The 15801-nt window shown below is 37.6% G+C and carries 12 protein-coding genes; 3 read left to right on the forward strand and 9 right to left on the reverse strand.

What is annotated here, in order from left to right:
- Positions 1-13: 13 nt before the first annotated feature.
- From ACQ7EO_RS13000 to efp, 7 genes are all read right to left on the reverse strand, one after another.
- Positions 14-2029 carry a transglutaminaseTgpA domain-containing protein gene (locus ACQ7EO_RS13000; protein ID WP_434277547.1) on the reverse strand — a complete coding sequence of 672 codons (2016 nt, stop codon included), beginning with the start codon at positions 2027-2029 and terminating at the stop codon, positions 14-16.
- A gap of 9 nt (positions 2030-2038) precedes the next feature.
- Positions 2039-2947 (reverse strand): DUF58 domain-containing protein, encoded by a 909-nt coding sequence (locus ACQ7EO_RS13005; RefSeq protein ID WP_434277548.1) that lies wholly within the window; start codon positions 2945-2947, stop codon positions 2039-2041.
- Between the two features lie 12 nt (positions 2948-2959).
- Complete coding sequence (locus tag ACQ7EO_RS13010) at positions 2960-3919, reverse strand: AAA family ATPase (RefSeq protein ID WP_434277549.1); 960 nt, start codon at positions 3917-3919, stop codon at positions 2960-2962.
- A gap of 141 nt (positions 3920-4060) precedes the next feature.
- A complete protein-coding gene (locus ACQ7EO_RS13015) occupies positions 4061-5086 on the reverse strand; it encodes a 2-dehydropantoate 2-reductase (protein WP_434277550.1) in 1026 nt (341 codons plus the stop codon).
- Positions 5087-5282: 196 nt separating this feature from the next.
- A complete protein-coding gene (locus tag ACQ7EO_RS13020) occupies positions 5283-5585 on the reverse strand; it encodes a YbdD/YjiX family protein (protein WP_004721243.1) in 303 nt (100 codons plus the stop codon).
- 32 nt (positions 5586-5617) lie between these two features.
- Positions 5618-7717, reverse strand: coding sequence for a carbon starvation CstA family protein (locus ACQ7EO_RS13025; RefSeq protein ID WP_004820734.1), 2100 nt, complete (start codon positions 7715-7717; stop codon positions 5618-5620).
- Positions 7718-8115: 398 nt separating this feature from the next.
- Positions 8116-8685 (reverse strand): elongation factor P, encoded by a 570-nt coding sequence (gene efp, locus ACQ7EO_RS13030; protein ID WP_004721246.1) that lies wholly within the window; start codon positions 8683-8685, stop codon positions 8116-8118.
- A gap of 340 nt (positions 8686-9025) precedes the next feature.
- Between efp and epmB the strand changes: the two genes are divergently transcribed.
- The 3 genes from epmB to ACQ7EO_RS13045 are packed head-to-tail and all read left to right on the forward strand — an operon-like array spanning position 9026 to position 14027.
- On the forward strand, positions 9026-10042 hold the full coding sequence (epmB, locus tag ACQ7EO_RS13035; protein ID WP_004721248.1) for an EF-P beta-lysylation protein EpmB: 1017 nt from the start codon (positions 9026-9028) through the stop codon (positions 10040-10042).
- A 14-nt stretch (positions 10043-10056) separates the two neighbouring features.
- Positions 10057-11808, forward strand: coding sequence for a hypothetical protein (locus ACQ7EO_RS13040; RefSeq protein WP_034612070.1), 1752 nt, complete (start codon positions 10057-10059; stop codon positions 11806-11808).
- Positions 11790-14027 (forward strand): EAL domain-containing protein, encoded by a 2238-nt coding sequence (locus tag ACQ7EO_RS13045; RefSeq protein WP_434277551.1) that lies wholly within the window; start codon positions 11790-11792, stop codon positions 14025-14027. Before ACQ7EO_RS13040 ends, ACQ7EO_RS13045 begins: the two co-directional genes overlap by 19 nt.
- Positions 14028-14172: 145 nt before the next feature.
- Here ACQ7EO_RS13045 and rpmE read toward each other — a convergent pair whose 3' ends face one another.
- Together rpmE and ACQ7EO_RS13055 are read right to left on the reverse strand one after the other, a co-directional pair.
- Positions 14173-14397, reverse strand: coding sequence for a 50S ribosomal protein L31 (gene rpmE, locus ACQ7EO_RS13050; RefSeq protein ID WP_004721254.1), 225 nt, complete (start codon positions 14395-14397; stop codon positions 14173-14175).
- A 227-nt stretch (positions 14398-14624) separates the two neighbouring features.
- The gene (locus ACQ7EO_RS13055; protein WP_004820726.1) at positions 14625-15605 is read right to left on the reverse strand and encodes a bile acid:sodium symporter family protein; all 981 of its coding nucleotides are present in this window, start codon (positions 15603-15605) and stop codon (positions 14625-14627) included.
- Between the last annotated feature and the right edge of the window lie 196 nt (positions 15606-15801).

The raw sequence follows: 15801 nt of genomic DNA on the forward strand, positions 1-15801 counted from the left end.
AAGATGACAAGCCTTATTTCTTTACTTTTAATGCATTCGCACACTCTTTAAGCAATTTCTTGATATTTTGAATATCGTGTTGATTTTCATTACCTAAATAGACAATTTTTTGAAAAATCTGATTCACTTGCTCAAACAGATGTTTTTGTTCAGTCCTCAAGGCTAAACGCTGCATCCATTGTTGAAAGGTTTCTGATTCAGCTTTTTGATCAACCTCAGATAATTGATGATTAAATTGAGCAATGATTCGCTCAAGCGCTGACATTTGACGAGTGCGCCAAAATTGCGTCACACCCCAATAGAGCAACAGTAATCCAAGAATTCCAAAAATTAAAACCAAACCATAACTATAAGCCGATGTTAAGCCAAGCTTCTTCATCCAGCCGCTTTGCTTCTCTGCATCGTAACCAACAACCTTACTCTGCCATTGAAAACTAGCATAGTCACTCCAAACACGCAGCGTTCTAAGCAGCGATGAATGCTGAAAACGTAAATTTGAATAGCCCGCATCACCAAAAATCGAACGATCGTCATTCATCACATTTTGCATACCACGATCAATACGCATCGGCGCAATGATGGCTGTTGGATCAATACGTTGCCATTGCCCGTGTTGATATACCTCAGCCCATGCATGTGCATCTAACTGGCGTACTTCCCAACTTTGACCATCAGGAGACAGCTCACCACCTTGGTAGCCTGTGACCACACGCGCTGGAATTCCAACATAACGCATCAGCAAGACAAAGCTTGAGGCATAATGTTCACAAAACCCCTGCCGAGATTGAAACAAGAACTCATCAACGCGGTGATTCCCCAACCTTCCTGGGGCAAGTGTATAAACAAAATTTTCTTTCTTGTACCAGTTCAATACATTCTGAATATAAACTTCAGAATTGGACTGGCTCTGCTGAAACAGATTTAAAGCAAACTTCTGGGCCTGTAGATCACTCTTTTTCGGATAACTGAGATTATTTTTCAGCATCATCTGTTCAAAATGTGCATCCTGAATATCTCTAACCTGACTCCCCACCCACTGCAATTCAATTGGCTGGGTACGCTGTACCAGTCGTTTAGGTGTAATCGACCAGTCTTGGTGTAACTCAAAACGTTGTTCTATTGGAATCGACTTTTCCAAACCAGTAATCCATTGCTGACTTGGATCACTGGCAAGATATTGATAATGAAATCCATCAATCTGCCCTGCGATCTTGGAATAAGCTTTTACCTGTTTATTGGCAAACTCACTTGTCCACGTTGTACCATCATAACGATCAAGCACCATCGCTCGCCAATACAGCTCATTACGATTTGGCAATTGCTGCATATTGCCAATAACTCGAAATGCCAATGCACTTGACTGTGAAAGCTCAGCAATATCACCCGGTGACATGCGATCACTTAATCCCGTTACCGCTTTATTATTGGGAATGGGGATTTGCCAAAGTGGTGGCAAACGCGGGAAAAACATAAACAGTAAAACAAAGAATGGAAGCGCCAAAGCAATAAATTTAAGGATATGCAATGAATCACTTTTAAGTGACTGAAAAATTGGTTGCTCTATTTCAAAATTGGCAATTTGTACACGATACAGTCCAACCAAACAACTGATTAAACAACATAAAACTAACAGTGCCATCCAAAAGGCTTGGCTGTGTAAAAATAAACTGGCACTGACGAACAAAGCAAAGTTAAACAGAATAATAAAGTCACGCTTTGATTTGGTTTCCAGTGCTTTAGCAAATAAAAATGTGGAGAGAACGGCTGTGCCTGCTTCTACGCCTAAAAAAGTGCGGGAATCAAAGTAAATGATAAGTAAGGCTAAAAGTGCAAAAACTAATTTTGGGGTTTGTGTAAATAATCGAGGCAGATTATAGACTTGATGTTTATTGGTTTTGTCATAATACAGTGCCAAAGCCACGATATTCATGAGGAATAAAATAGACAATGCCACAGGCATATAAGCCAGCTGTGCCAGCCAAATCAAACTCAGCACAACTAAAATTGAAATTTGTATCGATTTATTCATTGTTCATCCTCATGCTTGCGCCAATAAGGTTTTGATATGAATATTGTGCTGTTCACCAATCCCGTTTTCAGTTTGTGCATGCGGTAAAATGATGCTGTACGGCGTTTCCGTCTGATGACATCGATCGACCAACTCCATCATAAAACTTAGCTTCTCTTCATGGTCTGCGCTTGGCATTTTGCTATATTCAATTTGCATCGCATGGGTATCAACCAAATCATCGAATTGCTTTACAAATAATCCTTGTCCACGCGCGGCCTGTTTCCAAGAAATGCTTTGCAATGAATCACCTGATTTAAAAGTCCTTAACTCTTTAAATTCATCTAAATCAGGTTCACCCGTATTGGAATAATTCTGTGATTGATGGGTTAAAGACTTCGCTTCAGGGGCAATCCAGTAACTGTCAGTTAAATAGATATAAGTCCATGCCCGCACTAAACCAAGCGGATAAGTGGAGTAAATTTGAATTGGGGGAACTGAAAATTCACCTCGTTGTTGTGGGATAAAATTCAATTCAAAACTTTGTTGTTTTTCTTCAAATAGAAAAGATTGTAATTGTTCATCAATTTTAAAGTTTAAAAACTTAGGCGTAGCACGGTCTTGTTGTAGGTTAATTCTCACTTTAAAAGCTTCATTGACCTTACCCACCTCATCGACAACCACATCTAATGTAATCGCATGTAATTGTTTAAAACTGAGATAGAGACTAATACATAAAATCGCACTGATTAAAAAACAAAAACCAAGAATTAAATTGTTGGCATAATTAATCCCAGCGATAAAAGTAATCAGAATAAGGACCAGATACAGAAAACCTTGCTGGTACATAAACACCAACACTTGGTTTTGTTTCAGTGTACGGGTTCCTGTATAGCGAAACCGAAGATGCAGCCATTTAACAAATCGTTGACCTAACATAAGCGTTTCCAATTAGCCCTTTACAGGAACTTTTTGCATAAGTGCTCGTGTCTCAGACTCACCTAATCCTATACGATGCGACACCACAGCAACAAACACTGCCTGTACATCATCTGCAATTACAAATTGTCTTTTTTCAATCAAGGCATAGGCTTGTGCTGATTTTTTTAATGCCAATAACCCACGTGGAGATAAGCCATGACGACCTTTACGTGTTTCTTCTGCTAGATCAAGCATATATTCAAAAACAATATCACTTAATGTAATTTGATTTACCACACATTGTAATTGCAAAATTTCTTGATGTTGGAAAATCGCTTGCAACTTTTCAATCAAATCATGGCGCGAGGTTTGCTGCAATAATAGTTTTTCTGCTGCGCGTGATGGGTAGCCTAAAGACAGTCGCATCAAGAAACGGTCAAGTTGTGACTCAGGCAAACTATAGGTTCCACTTTGAAAAAGTGGGTTCTGCGTTGCAATCACCCAAAATGGTTGTGGTAAAGGGTAACGTGTCCCATCTATAGTGACATTGCCCTCCTCCATTGCTTCAAGCAAAGCACTTTGGGTTTTAGGGCTACAGCGGTTAATTTCATCTGCAAGCAGAATTTGGGTAAAGATTGGACCATGTTTAAACTCAAATTGATGCTCTTTTTGATTAAACATATTGATCCCAATCACATCACTTGCCAGCATATCATTGGTAAACTGAATCCGTTGAAAATCGAGACCTGCAAGACGAGACAAGCTGCTGGCTAAGGTGGTTTTTCCAAGTCCGGGTAAGTCTTCAAAAAGTAAATGTCCACCAGCCAATAGACTACAGAGTGCCAGTTTAGTCTGATGACTTTTATCTAAAATAATTTGGTTGATTTGACTTAAAAAATCATCAATTTTTGGGTAAAACTGAGTGAGGTCTAAATTTGATACAGTGCTATGTTGTTCTGATGCTTTTACTTGTGTTGTTCCCCAAATCACCTTTTATTTCCCCAATAAAATTATTGTAACTTCCTTAACATACACGGTTTTAAGGAATACTCAATCTTGACTGCAATAAATCCTTATTTTCACTTGCTGAATACACTTCAAAATTTATAGCTTCCCCCATCAACCAAAATTTTAAACTTTTAATTTTGCGGCATGTTCTAACTTTGTTTTTAAATCGTGCGCACCAATTGAAAATTCACTTCCTGAAATTTCAGCCTGTTTAATCAATTCGATTAAGGTTTTATTGATAGGCGCTTGTTTACCTAATTGTTGGGCGAGCTGAACAACTTCGCCATTGATCCAATCCACTTCTGTTGTTCGCCCTGCCATTAAATCATCTTGCATAGATGAACGCGCCAAGGGATCGATTGCCAACATTTTACGGCTTAATATTTTAAAAATGAAATTGGGCAAACTGATTATTTTAGGCAATAGATGTGCCGAAATTGCTGTGAGTTTTGCTGGCTTAATTTGTGCTAAATCTAAGAGATATAACGTTTCTTGTTGCGCCATAGCAAGGCATTGTCGATATTGATAATTAGACAATTGTTGTTTTAATGGTAACTTTGACAAAGCATTGATTGAATTATTTAAATTCAGCAAAATTTTTGCCCATTGCACCGCAAGCATATCCTGATCAAAAACAATTTCTAATTCTGCTTGTTTAAAAAGCTTGGCTAAATCCTGTTGCTGAGTATATGCTTTTACATGCAACGCACCAGATGTCCCTTGATGAAAATGCCCAACTGCTTGAACTGCAACATTAAAAGGCACCATGCCTTCTAAAATCGAATGATGTTTTAAAATCCGCTTTAAAATTGGAACATTACTCAACCCGTTTTGAAAACTCACAATATAGGGTCTGTGTGCGCCTAAATTGTCATAAAGTTCCTTGGCCACTCGCTCAGTCGCAGCAGATTTTACACATACAAAAATAATGTCAGCATCTTTGACTATTTTAGGATCAACACTAAGCTGTAAATCATTTGCCGCGATTTTTATCGTTTTACCAGTGTAATCTGTCAGTTTTAAACCAGACGTCCTCAATTCTTCATATACACGAGGACGTGTAATAAAGCTCACATCAGCACCTACCGCTGCTAATCGACCGCCAATATAACATCCAATACTACCCGCACCATAAATACAGATTTTCATAGCAGTCTCCTTTCATTTATATCTATTGTACGATTCTAGCGGAGTTAGACTTTGCCAACTGTCAGTTATACGACAAGTCTAATCATGAAGTGCGCTGTTATTACGTTAAACCGATAAATCACTTCGCTCATCTTCAATAAAAAACGGCACCCAAGTGCCGTTTCTATTTAAGCTTTAAATCAACTTATACCTTCCATCAACATGGACACTTCTTCATTGTTCCACCAGCCGTTGGATAGCGGGCATCTACACAATAGCGATGAAAAGTCTTTTCATCCATTGCATCCATATCGGGATGATGCTTTTTCATATGTTCCAGATAATTTTGATAATCTGGAACACCTACCATCAAACGGAAACTTTGTTGTAAGCGTGTCCATAATGTTGCAATTCTAGACCAATTTTTAGGATTAAAAATTAGCTCCTTTTGCGACATGATGGTCATCTTGATGATTTTATAAATCACCGTTTTACCACCTTGAGCAAATTTAAGCTTCATCACTCACCTCTCACTCTATCTGCAATATCAACTTAGTGTGATTTAGAAACAGACACTTCTTCAGGATCTGCATATACCGCTGGAGCTTCATTTACTGTTGGGGTAGGACTTGCCAATGCACGACGAATTGCGCCAATAGCAGCAAACAGCATCACAATCGCAACAATCATAAAGAATGCACACAGTGCAGCATTGATTTGATTGGACAATACAATGGTTTGCATTTCTTCAAGTGTTTTAGCTGGTTTTAAAATTTCACCATTGGCAATTGCGGTTGAGAATTTATCCGCCTGAGCCAAGAATCCAATCTTAGGATTGGTATGGAAGATTTTTTGCCAACCCGCAGTCATACAGGTAATGAATAAGAAAATTGTTGGGATAATGGTGACCCATACATATTTCTCTTTCTTCATTTTAAATAAAATCACTGTCCCTAAGATCAAAGCCATTGCCGCAAGCATTTGGTTACCGATACCAAACAAAGGCCATAAGCTGTTAATACCACCAAGTGGGTCGACTACACCTTGATAAACAAAGAAACCCCATCCAGCAACAGCAACCGCTGTACCGATCATATTCCCCACAAAGTTGTGTGAGTTTTTAAGTGCTGGAACAACGATACCCACCGTATCCTGTACCATAAAACGACATGCGCGTGTTCCTGCATCGACAGCAGTTAAGATAAACAGCGCTTCAAATAAGATCGCAAAATGATACCAGAACGCCATCATTGAACGATTATTAAAAATATCCGTGATGATGTGAGCCATACCAATTGCAAATGTTGGCGCACCACCAGTACGCGAAAGAATCGTACTTTCACCCACTTCTTTTGCCAACAAGCTCAAAGTTTCAGGTGTAACCACAAAACCAAGTGTACGTACTGCTTCTGCTGCGCTTTCTACCGTAGTACCCAATACTGCCGCTGGCGCATTAATCGCAAAATAAACACCAGGTTCAAGCACTGTTGCACAAATCATTGCCATGATTGCAACAAATGATTCCATCAACATACCACCATAACCAATGACACGAATATTGACTTCGTTATCAATCAGTTTAGGTGTAGTTCCAGACGAGACTAAGGCATGGAAACCAGAAATCGCACCACAAGCAATGGTAATAAATAAGAATGGGAACATAGATCCAGCAAATACAGGACCAGTACCATCAACAAAATGCGTAACAGCTGGCATTTTTAACATTGGCATTGCAACAATAATACCCACTGCTAAACCTGCAATTACACCAATTTTTAAGAATGTTGATAAATAATCACGCGGTGCTAATAACAACCAAACAGGTAGAACTGAAGCCACGAATCCATAAATGATGAGTGCCCAAGTAAGTTGTGTTCCAGTTAAGGTGAAAAATGGTCCCCAATAAGGATCAGCAGCAACATTTCCACCATAAACAATTGCAGCCATCATTAACACAAAACCAATGATAGAAACTTCTGCAATCTTACCTGGACGGATATAACGCATATAGATGCCCATAAATAAGGCAATCGGTATCGTCGCTGCGATACTAAACACACCCCATGGACTATGTGCCAGCGCTTTCACCACCACCAATGCCAATACAGCAAGGATGATAATCATCACACCTAGCGCACCAAGCATCACCACCACACCAGCAAATGAACCCAGCTCTTGCTTTGCCATTTCACCAAGTGAGCGCCCATCTCGACGTGTAGAGATAAATAAAACCAAGAAATCCTGAACTGCACCAGCAAGAACAACCCCGACCAAAAGCCAAATTGTTCCTGGTAGATAACCCATTTGGGCGGCAAGAATAGGCCCAACCAATGGCCCCGCTCCTGCAATAGCAGCAAAATGGTGACCAAAAAGTACATATTTATTGGTCGGGACATAATCCAAGCCATCTGCTAAACGATGTGCTGGTGTTAATCGCCGAGGATTCAGTTCAAAAACTTTGGTCGCAATAAATAAACTATAAAAACGATAAGCGATGCTATAGACACATATCGCTGCAAGCACTAGCCAAACCGCATTGACATGCTCACCCTTGCTGACTGCAAGTATTCCAAAAGATACTGCACCAATTATGGCGACAATCACCCAGATCAATTTTGATAAGGGTGATGATTTTGTTTGAATATTTTCCATTAAAACCTCACATCTTGATTACAAAAAGCAGTTCCATTGTTTTTATAAAGCGTAATGCATTTCCGTGACTCATTCCTTGGTGACTCTACTCCTCATTTTTTTGTTTTCATCTAAGACTTTGGCATTAAAACTGGTCTGAATATGTACTATTAGCATGACATCACAGTGACTTAAATCGCGACTTTGTTATTTTTATCATCAATGTAATCATCTGACTCTCTGACTCTACTATTAATTATAGGCTGTCGATCTACGACTTTAGTCGAAAATTTAGCCGATACCCTCTATTTTTATAAAGGCTTGTACTTTTAAAAAGTCGTATACCAATTCAATCTATGCGCAATAAAAAAGGGATGATTTTCATCATCCCTCAGCGTCATCATTTTTCAATAAAATGATTAAGCACGCTCTAAGTAATCACCAGTACGGGTGTCTACACGAACGCTTTCTTCTTGCTGTACAAATAATGGAACACGTACAACTGCACCTGTTTCAAGTTTAGCTGGTTTACCACCACCACCTGAAGTATCACCACGTACACCTGGATCAGTTTCAACGATTTTCAATACAACGAAGTTTGGTGCACTAACGTTTAATGGAATACCATTAAATAACATAATTGTGCATTTTTCGTTTGAATCATCTTTTAACCATTTTGCAGCATCGCCCATTGCAACTTTATCAGCAGCAATTTGTTCGAAAGATACTGGATCCATGAAGTTCCACAATTCGCCATCGTTGTAGAGATAATCCATTTCTACTTCTACAATATCAGCTGCTTCTAAAGATTCACCTGATTTAAAAGTTTTTTCTAATACTTTGCCAGATCTTAGGTTACGTAGTTTTACACGGTTAAACGCTTGACCTTTACCTGGTTTTACATATTCGTTTTCCATGATTGAACATGGGTTACCATCAAGCATAACCTTTAGGCCAGCTTTGAAATCATTTGTAGAATAATAGGCCATGAAAGGCACACTCCGAACTTACTAATTTAAATCTCTACTGCGATGCTATCAGCAAATCACCCGATTTGTGACAGTGATCATTCCAAACAGCAAAGAATGTATTTTACATTTTTCGTATTCTAAATGAGCAATACATCGTGAAGCAATGAAAAATTACCCATGTTCGGTCAGATTGAGGGTAAAATCTTCGATTCATTGGTGATTCACAGCTGTTCAATACAAATCAGCTCTACTGAAAGCATTTTTCCAATGAAACATTTCAAATTGAGCCTGACAGATTCAATCTGAACAAGCAATACCATCCGCTTTCCCCTATCTTCAACTATTTATCGCACGTGGCATGTTAAATTACTTATATCAAGAGCAAAATTGGCAATCTCAACTCAGTGATTTAATTACTGATCCATTAGAACTGTTAGAAATACTCGAACTTTCTAAAGCACAGTTATTGTCTGGTGCAATCCTTGCGTCTGGACAATTTAAACTACGTGTGCCCCGTGCATTTGTCAGAAAGATGGAAGTTGGCAATCCCTTAGATCCGCTTTTACTGCAAGTTTTACCACATCATCTGGAAATGGAAGAACACGAAGGCTTTGTCACAGATCCACTTGATGAAGAACAAGCCAATCAAATTGCTGGGGTTTTACATAAGTATAAATCACGTTTTTTACTGACCCTCACCGGTGCATGTGCCGTGCACTGCCGTTATTGCTTCCGTCGTCATTTTCCATACCAAGAAAATTTACCTAAAAATGAAGACTGGTTGAACATTAAAGGCTATTTAGAGGCTCATCCTGAAATCAATGAAGTGATTTTAAGTGGTGGCGATCCATTAACTTTATCTAACCGAAAATTAGCCACTTGGATAGAACGTCTAGAATCTCTCAGTCAGATTAAGATCTTGAGAATTCATTCACGCGTTCCAATTGTAATTCCAGAAAGAATCGATGAAGAGCTGGTTTCTTTATTGAAAAACAGTAGGCTACGTGTAATTCTAGTGGTACACTCGAACCATCCTGCAGAATTAGATAATTTGACCTGTGCAAAGTTATCTCATTTAGCAAAACAAAATATTCTTGTGTTGAATCAAGCCGTTTTACTTAAAGGTGTGAATGATTCTGCACAAACTCTTGTTAATTTAAGTCAACGACTTTTTGAAGCACAAATTTTACCGTATTATCTTCATGTTTTAGATAAAGTAAAAGGTGCGCATCATTTCGATTTAGGGGCGGAAAAAATTGATCAGATTTATAAGGATGTATTGGCCAGTTTACCGGGTTATCTAGTTCCTAAATTGGTTCGAGAAGTCGCGGGAGAAAATAATAAAACACCGCTGTTTGGAGTCACAACCTTTTAAGAGTTGAAATGCTCATGATAAATAAAGAAATTTCAGAAATTTTTCAAAATATCACGGTTCTACAACGAGAAAGTCTAAGTTTTGCAGAAAATTCGGTGGCATCTGTCAATGCATGGGTGGCCACACTGTCTATTATGCAACTTGGCGATACCTCAGAGTCGGTCTTAAAAGCCATTTGTGAAATCAGCGAACTGGATTGTAGCGAAATGCTACGCTTTGATTTAATTCAAGTTTTACACCCAATTACCGAAAGCATTTTATCAAGCCTTGAAAAAAACATCTTAAATCAAGGTCTTTCTCAAAATGCGCGTATTGAACATATTATTGATTTATCCTCTAGAATTCGTACCTATTTTGCCAACGTCTATATCAATATTGTGCGAAGAAGTCATCAGACACTGGTTTCAAATAAATTCTCATTTTTTAATTTTAAACAAAAACGAAATTTACAAACAGCGCGTACACTTGCAACCTTTTATGCTTTAGAACAACTTGGTTTATTGTTGGTTCAACAGCAAATGCTCTACAGTGGTCCATTGACCCATCAATGGCTCACCACACATCATCTTTATGAGCTTGCGGTTAAAAACCAAGAATTTAATATCAATATCAACCAATTACAAGGTACACATTTTACCATTCAAAATATCCAGCAAGCTTATGCACAAGTGCTGCTTTTGGATATTTTTAATACGCACCAGATTCGCCCTTCAGAAACACAAGCGCTTTATCAATGTACTTTTGATTGGGTCAAACTGATCCAAATTTTACCAAGAGAAACCAGCTTATCGCGTTATGTGATTGATGGCTCTAAAGACGTTCCACCAATTTATAATCGCAAACAACATGCGAATTTCCGTACTTCTTTGTATATTTCTACACAGAATCTGCTTGAACATATTAATTCAACAATTCATAAAGACGAATATCTGTCTAAAAATGAGCAAATCTATTTATCTGCTGCGTTAAAATTTCATGTGCAAAATGTCTTGGGTACCACAACTGAACGTCAACATGAGCGTTATGAATACTCTGCACAACTTCAAATTTGTTTTAGCTTACAAACCGCACACTTCTATTTATCCAAAGCTAAGAATTTCTATGAAACACTTAATTTAAATAATAATTATGCATTTCAGTCTGAGTCCAATATTCATTCATCGATTTCAACAGGTTCAAGCACAGCATCGAACTTAGGACAAATCAAAACTTTAGACCGTGAAGCAAAACAGATCTATCAAACCCAAGTACTGGATATCAGTGTAAATGGTTATCGTATTCGCTGGTCAGATGAAACCCCACGAAATTTACGCACGGGTGAGTTTATCTTGGTCAATGAAAGCCTCAATGACAAATGGAAAGGTGCGATCATTCGTTGGATCAAACAATCTGTTAAAAAAACCTATGAAGTGGGTTTAGAGGTTTTAGCTCAAGACATCTACCCATGTGCGGTAAAAGTTCCAGCTGATCGTTCGACGATTAACTACCACCCTTGTCTTATGGTTCAAGTACAAAATTTAAATGAATCCAATGTTTCTATTATTTTGCCAAATTTACCGTTCTTCAAAGAACAGCAAGCAATTTATCTACGTTTAGACACTGAAGAAATTAAGGTGTATTTAACAAAAACATTGTTAATTACCCAGAGCTTTATTCAGTACGAATTTGAATTGATCAATGATGAAGAAAATGACCGCATTGATCAGTTCATTCAACACCAATCTGCCAATTTGAATAATCAAGATGTATGGGAAGCTTTAAAGTGAGAAATTTATTATTATCGAAAAAATTAAAACTCTCTGAAACTAGATTACTCATTATTGATGATAACCAGATTCGTTATAATCAAATTATTGATCTTTTTCAAAGTAAGAATCATCAAGTACAAGCGCTTTTATTAGATGATTTAAAAAGTTTTGAAAAACAACTCAATACCTCATGGGACTTGATTATTTTTGGTCGTGCTTATGACATCAAAATTGAGCAAGCCATTACCTTAATTCAAGCCTCTGCTGATATTGATCTGCCTGTTTTGTTCTTAAAACCTGAAGATTATCAAACCAACCAATATCAATCCTATATTCAAAAAGGCATCTATGATGTTGTTAATTTAGAATATACCGATCGTTTTTATATTAGCCTAATCCGTGCGTTGTCATATAGCCGTACCTTGCAAGCGAAAAAGCACCTTTTAAACGATCTTGAAAGTGCAAAAAATCAAGCTCAAGCCTTGGTTGAAGAACAACATAAAGCGATTGCCTTAATTCAGGAAGGTATCCATACCCAAGCCAATGCTGAATATTTAAAATTGTTTGGTCTAAAAGATGAAGCAGAAATTATCGGATTGCCTGTATTAGATATTTTAAAACCGAAGAATATCAATGATTTTAAACAACGTTTTAAAAAGATTTCTCAAGGTAATTTTGATTTAGCACGTTTTGAAATTGATACACTAAATAGCAATGCTAAATCTGAAAATCCATTAAAAATTGAATTTCTGCCTTCAGATGAAGAAGACTGTATTCAAATCACCATCGAGATCAATTCGGCAAGTCAAAAACCACAAACACAATCATCCGAATCAAATAAGAAAAGCATCAGTGCTGTCGCAACTAGTTTGCAAAAAATTCAGTACGCTTTAATTAATCAACCTGCCAAATCGAATGCATTGGTACTGTTTAGCTTTGCCGCTTGTCCTGAGAATATTTTAACTTCTCCTTGGAAAACAGCCGTTCAATACTTAGAAGGCTTTAAAAACTTTATTCAAGAACAAACCAATACCACGGTATATCAAATTGATATGTTGTTGTATGCAGTGATTTTACAAGCCGAGTCTGACACCATTTTAGAATCTCGTATTCATGGGCTGCATGCTTTAGAAAAACCTCAGTTATTGGAAATTGATGGTCATACCTACCCACTGAATATTAAGATTGGCTATTCAAACATACAGCAAAACAGCTTTACAGAAGCAAGTTTTAACGACGTTTTAGAACAAGCTTATAATCATCGTCTGGCAAAAAAAGACTCTGTATCCGAGCAACAATTAACGGCGACTTTACAAGACACTAAAATTGAATTGTCATTGCTTGAACCCAAATTAGATCAAGCAGAACCGCTGCAAATACAAAGTAACTCCATTGAATTTGCCCCGAAACCTCAAGTTGAAAATACAGCTGTAGAGAAACCAGTTCAAATTCAAGAAACGCCAGCACCACATATCTTTAAAACCTCCGCGATTCTTGGTCAAATTGCCCAATCGCTTGAAAAAGGTGAGATTCAGCTAAAATACCAACAGCTTTATGACAAACAAGATAGCAATTTAAATACCTATGAAGTCAGTAGCGGCTTTATTTTTGAAAATCAGTGGAAAAAAGTAAGTAATTTAATTGATTTAGATGATGATATTGAGCTTTCAATTAAATTAGATCGCTGGATTTTAGTCGAAGCATGTAAGCAATTACATAACTTTATCACTCAATATCCAGAAGCAAAATTAATCGTCAATTTAAATCGTCATGTGCTGTTCCATGACAAACAGTTCCCTGAGCTTATTTCTAAACTATTGACCATTGTTGGAAGCCGCCAATCTCATCCACTGATTTTACAATTTGATGAGGAAGATATTGCAAAAAATATCTTAGAAACTCAAAAGCAAATTGGTGTTTTACGTGATCATGGTGCCGAAATCTCAATTCGACGTTTTGGTTCGAGCATTTCAAGTGAAGCCATCTTAAAACAAATGGATGTGAGCTTAGTAACGCTAGATGAGAAGTTTACAAAGCAGCTTAATAGTGATGCGACTATGACGCAATTCCAGCATACTCTTGAAAAATATCATGCAATCAAGCCAATTGAATTGCTACTGAAAAATCTAAATGATATGAACTCTTTTGCAAATGCGTGGAATGTAGATGTCAGATTCTTGCAAGGTGAATATTTCCAAAAGAAACTGGATCACTTGACTGATGTTCAAGATCAATAAAGTCTAATACTAAAAAGGTTGAGCATTTAAAATGCTCAACCTTTTTTTAAATCTATCACTTAGTCTGATCCTGAAATAGATCAACATGAGATAAAATTTAGCAACAAAAAAACGGGCTAAAGCCCGTTTTTTATGTTTTGTCGTATTAACGCTTAACAGAACGTGACATACCAGCAAAACGTTGTTTGAATTTATCGATACGGCCGCCAGTATCAACATTCTTCTGTTTACCAGTATAGAATGGGTGACAAGCTGAACATACGTCTAGATAAAGTGTTTCTTTACCTAAAGCTGAACGAGTTTCGATAACGTTACCACATGAACAAGTAGCAACTAATTTTTCGTATTTTGGGTGAATATCGGCACGCATGGTCGATTCTCCTAAGTTAAGAAAGGTTTAGCTGTCATCGCAATTAACCACTCTCAAAATTTAATAAAACTTTGAGGAAAGCAGATTTAAATTAAAAACCAGCAGGTTAACACCACAACAGACCATTTCTTTTGGCCCACCGAGACTATAAGCGTCAGAGCTAAGCACAACAAGTGGGCAAGATTATACTCGAAATATTTATAAATTGCGAGCCAATCGATACTAATTTATTCGTCAGAATGTTTTTGCTTAGACCAGTAGTTTGCAATCACCCCACAAACCATTAACTGGATTTGATGGAAAATCATAATCGGTAACACAATCATACCTAAAGGCTGTCCAATAAATAAAATCTGCGCCATAGGCACACCACTGGCAAGGGTTTTCTTCGATCCACAGAAGAAGATTGAAATCTGATCTGCCTTGCTAAATCCAAGCCATTTGGGAACATACAACGCCAATAGCATAATCACCGTGAGTAGAATCGAACATGCCAAGGTGAGGTAAATCAATGTAGATAAGCTGACCTGATGCCATAAACCTGCCACCACTGCCCCACTAAATGCACCATAGACCACCATCAAAATCGAGCCTTGATCAAAAACTTTGACGATCTTTGGCATTTTCTGCATCAATGGAAATACATAGGGGCGTAATACTTGCCCTAGAACAAATGGAACCAACAACAACAAGGTGATTTCGATAATAGAAGAAGTTGGATCGTAATTATGCTTAGATTGACCGAAAATAAATATGCTCACCAAAATCGGAGTAATAAACATACCAATCAGGTTTGAAAATGAGGCACTGCATACAGCTGCTGCCACATTCCCTTTTGCAACAGAGGTAAATGCAATTGACGATTGTACTGTCGAAGGCAAAAAGCACATAAACAGAAAACCCCAATACAACTGTTGACCCAGCAAAGGTTCAAGCACAGGTTTTGCCATTAGTCCCAATAAAGGAAAAACCAAGAAGGTAAAAGCAAAAACCAATCCATGCAATTTCCAATGCAAAATCCCCTCAATCACGGCTTCACGTGATAATTTTGCGCCATGTAGGAAAAATAAAATTGCAATCGCAATTGTGGTGATTTTTCCAAAGATAAGCGCTGCCTGACCTGAAATCGGTAAAATAGAAGCTAAAACCACCATCGCGATTAAAAGTATCGTAAAGCGATCCAATGCTAATAATTTCAACATTTTCATAAGCAACGTCCTGTATTTTAAACATGAAAAAGCCCAGTAGTTAAATTTTACTATCGGGTAAAATTCAATCTTACTGAGCGAAATAAATAAAGCTACTCATTTGGCTAAATGTTCACTATTTATTTACAACACATATCAAGTTAATTTAAGGTCTAATAGACTTCTTTCATCAGTCCTTTTTAAAACCAAAAATCAA

The organism is Acinetobacter sp. CE-15, assembly GCF_051059255.1.
In the GTDB taxonomy this organism is placed as follows: Bacteria; Pseudomonadota; Gammaproteobacteria; order Pseudomonadales; family Moraxellaceae; genus Acinetobacter; species Acinetobacter guillouiae.

Coding starts and splice junctions, on each gene's coding strand:
- rpmE (WP_004721254.1), bottom strand. CDS start 14,397: ATGCGTGCCGATATTCACCCAAAATACGAAAAATTAGTTGCTACTTGT.
- ACQ7EO_RS13000 (WP_434277547.1), bottom strand. CDS start 2,029: ATGAATAAATCGATACAAATTTCAATTTTAGTTGTGCTGAGTTTGATT.
- epmB (WP_004721248.1), top strand. CDS start 9,026: ATGTTAAATTACTTATATCAAGAGCAAAATTGGCAATCTCAACTCAGT.
- ACQ7EO_RS13005 (WP_434277548.1), bottom strand. CDS start 2,947: ATGTTAGGTCAACGATTTGTTAAATGGCTGCATCTTCGGTTTCGCTAT.
- ACQ7EO_RS13020 (WP_004721243.1), bottom strand. CDS start 5,585: ATGAAGCTTAAATTTGCTCAAGGTGGTAAAACGGTGATTTATAAAATC.
- ACQ7EO_RS13040 (WP_034612070.1), top strand. CDS start 10,057: ATGATAAATAAAGAAATTTCAGAAATTTTTCAAAATATCACGGTTCTA.
- ACQ7EO_RS13045 (WP_434277551.1), top strand. CDS start 11,790: ATGGGAAGCTTTAAAGTGAGAAATTTATTATTATCGAAAAAATTAAAA.
- ACQ7EO_RS13055 (WP_004820726.1), bottom strand. CDS start 15,605: ATGAAAATGTTGAAATTATTAGCATTGGATCGCTTTACGATACTTTTA.
- ACQ7EO_RS13025 (WP_004820734.1), bottom strand. CDS start 7,717: ATGGAAAATATTCAAACAAAATCATCACCCTTATCAAAATTGATCTGG.
- efp (WP_004721246.1), bottom strand. CDS start 8,685: ATGGCCTATTATTCTACAAATGATTTCAAAGCTGGCCTAAAGGTTATG.
- ACQ7EO_RS13015 (WP_434277550.1), bottom strand. CDS start 5,086: ATGAAAATCTGTATTTATGGTGCGGGTAGTATTGGATGTTATATTGGC.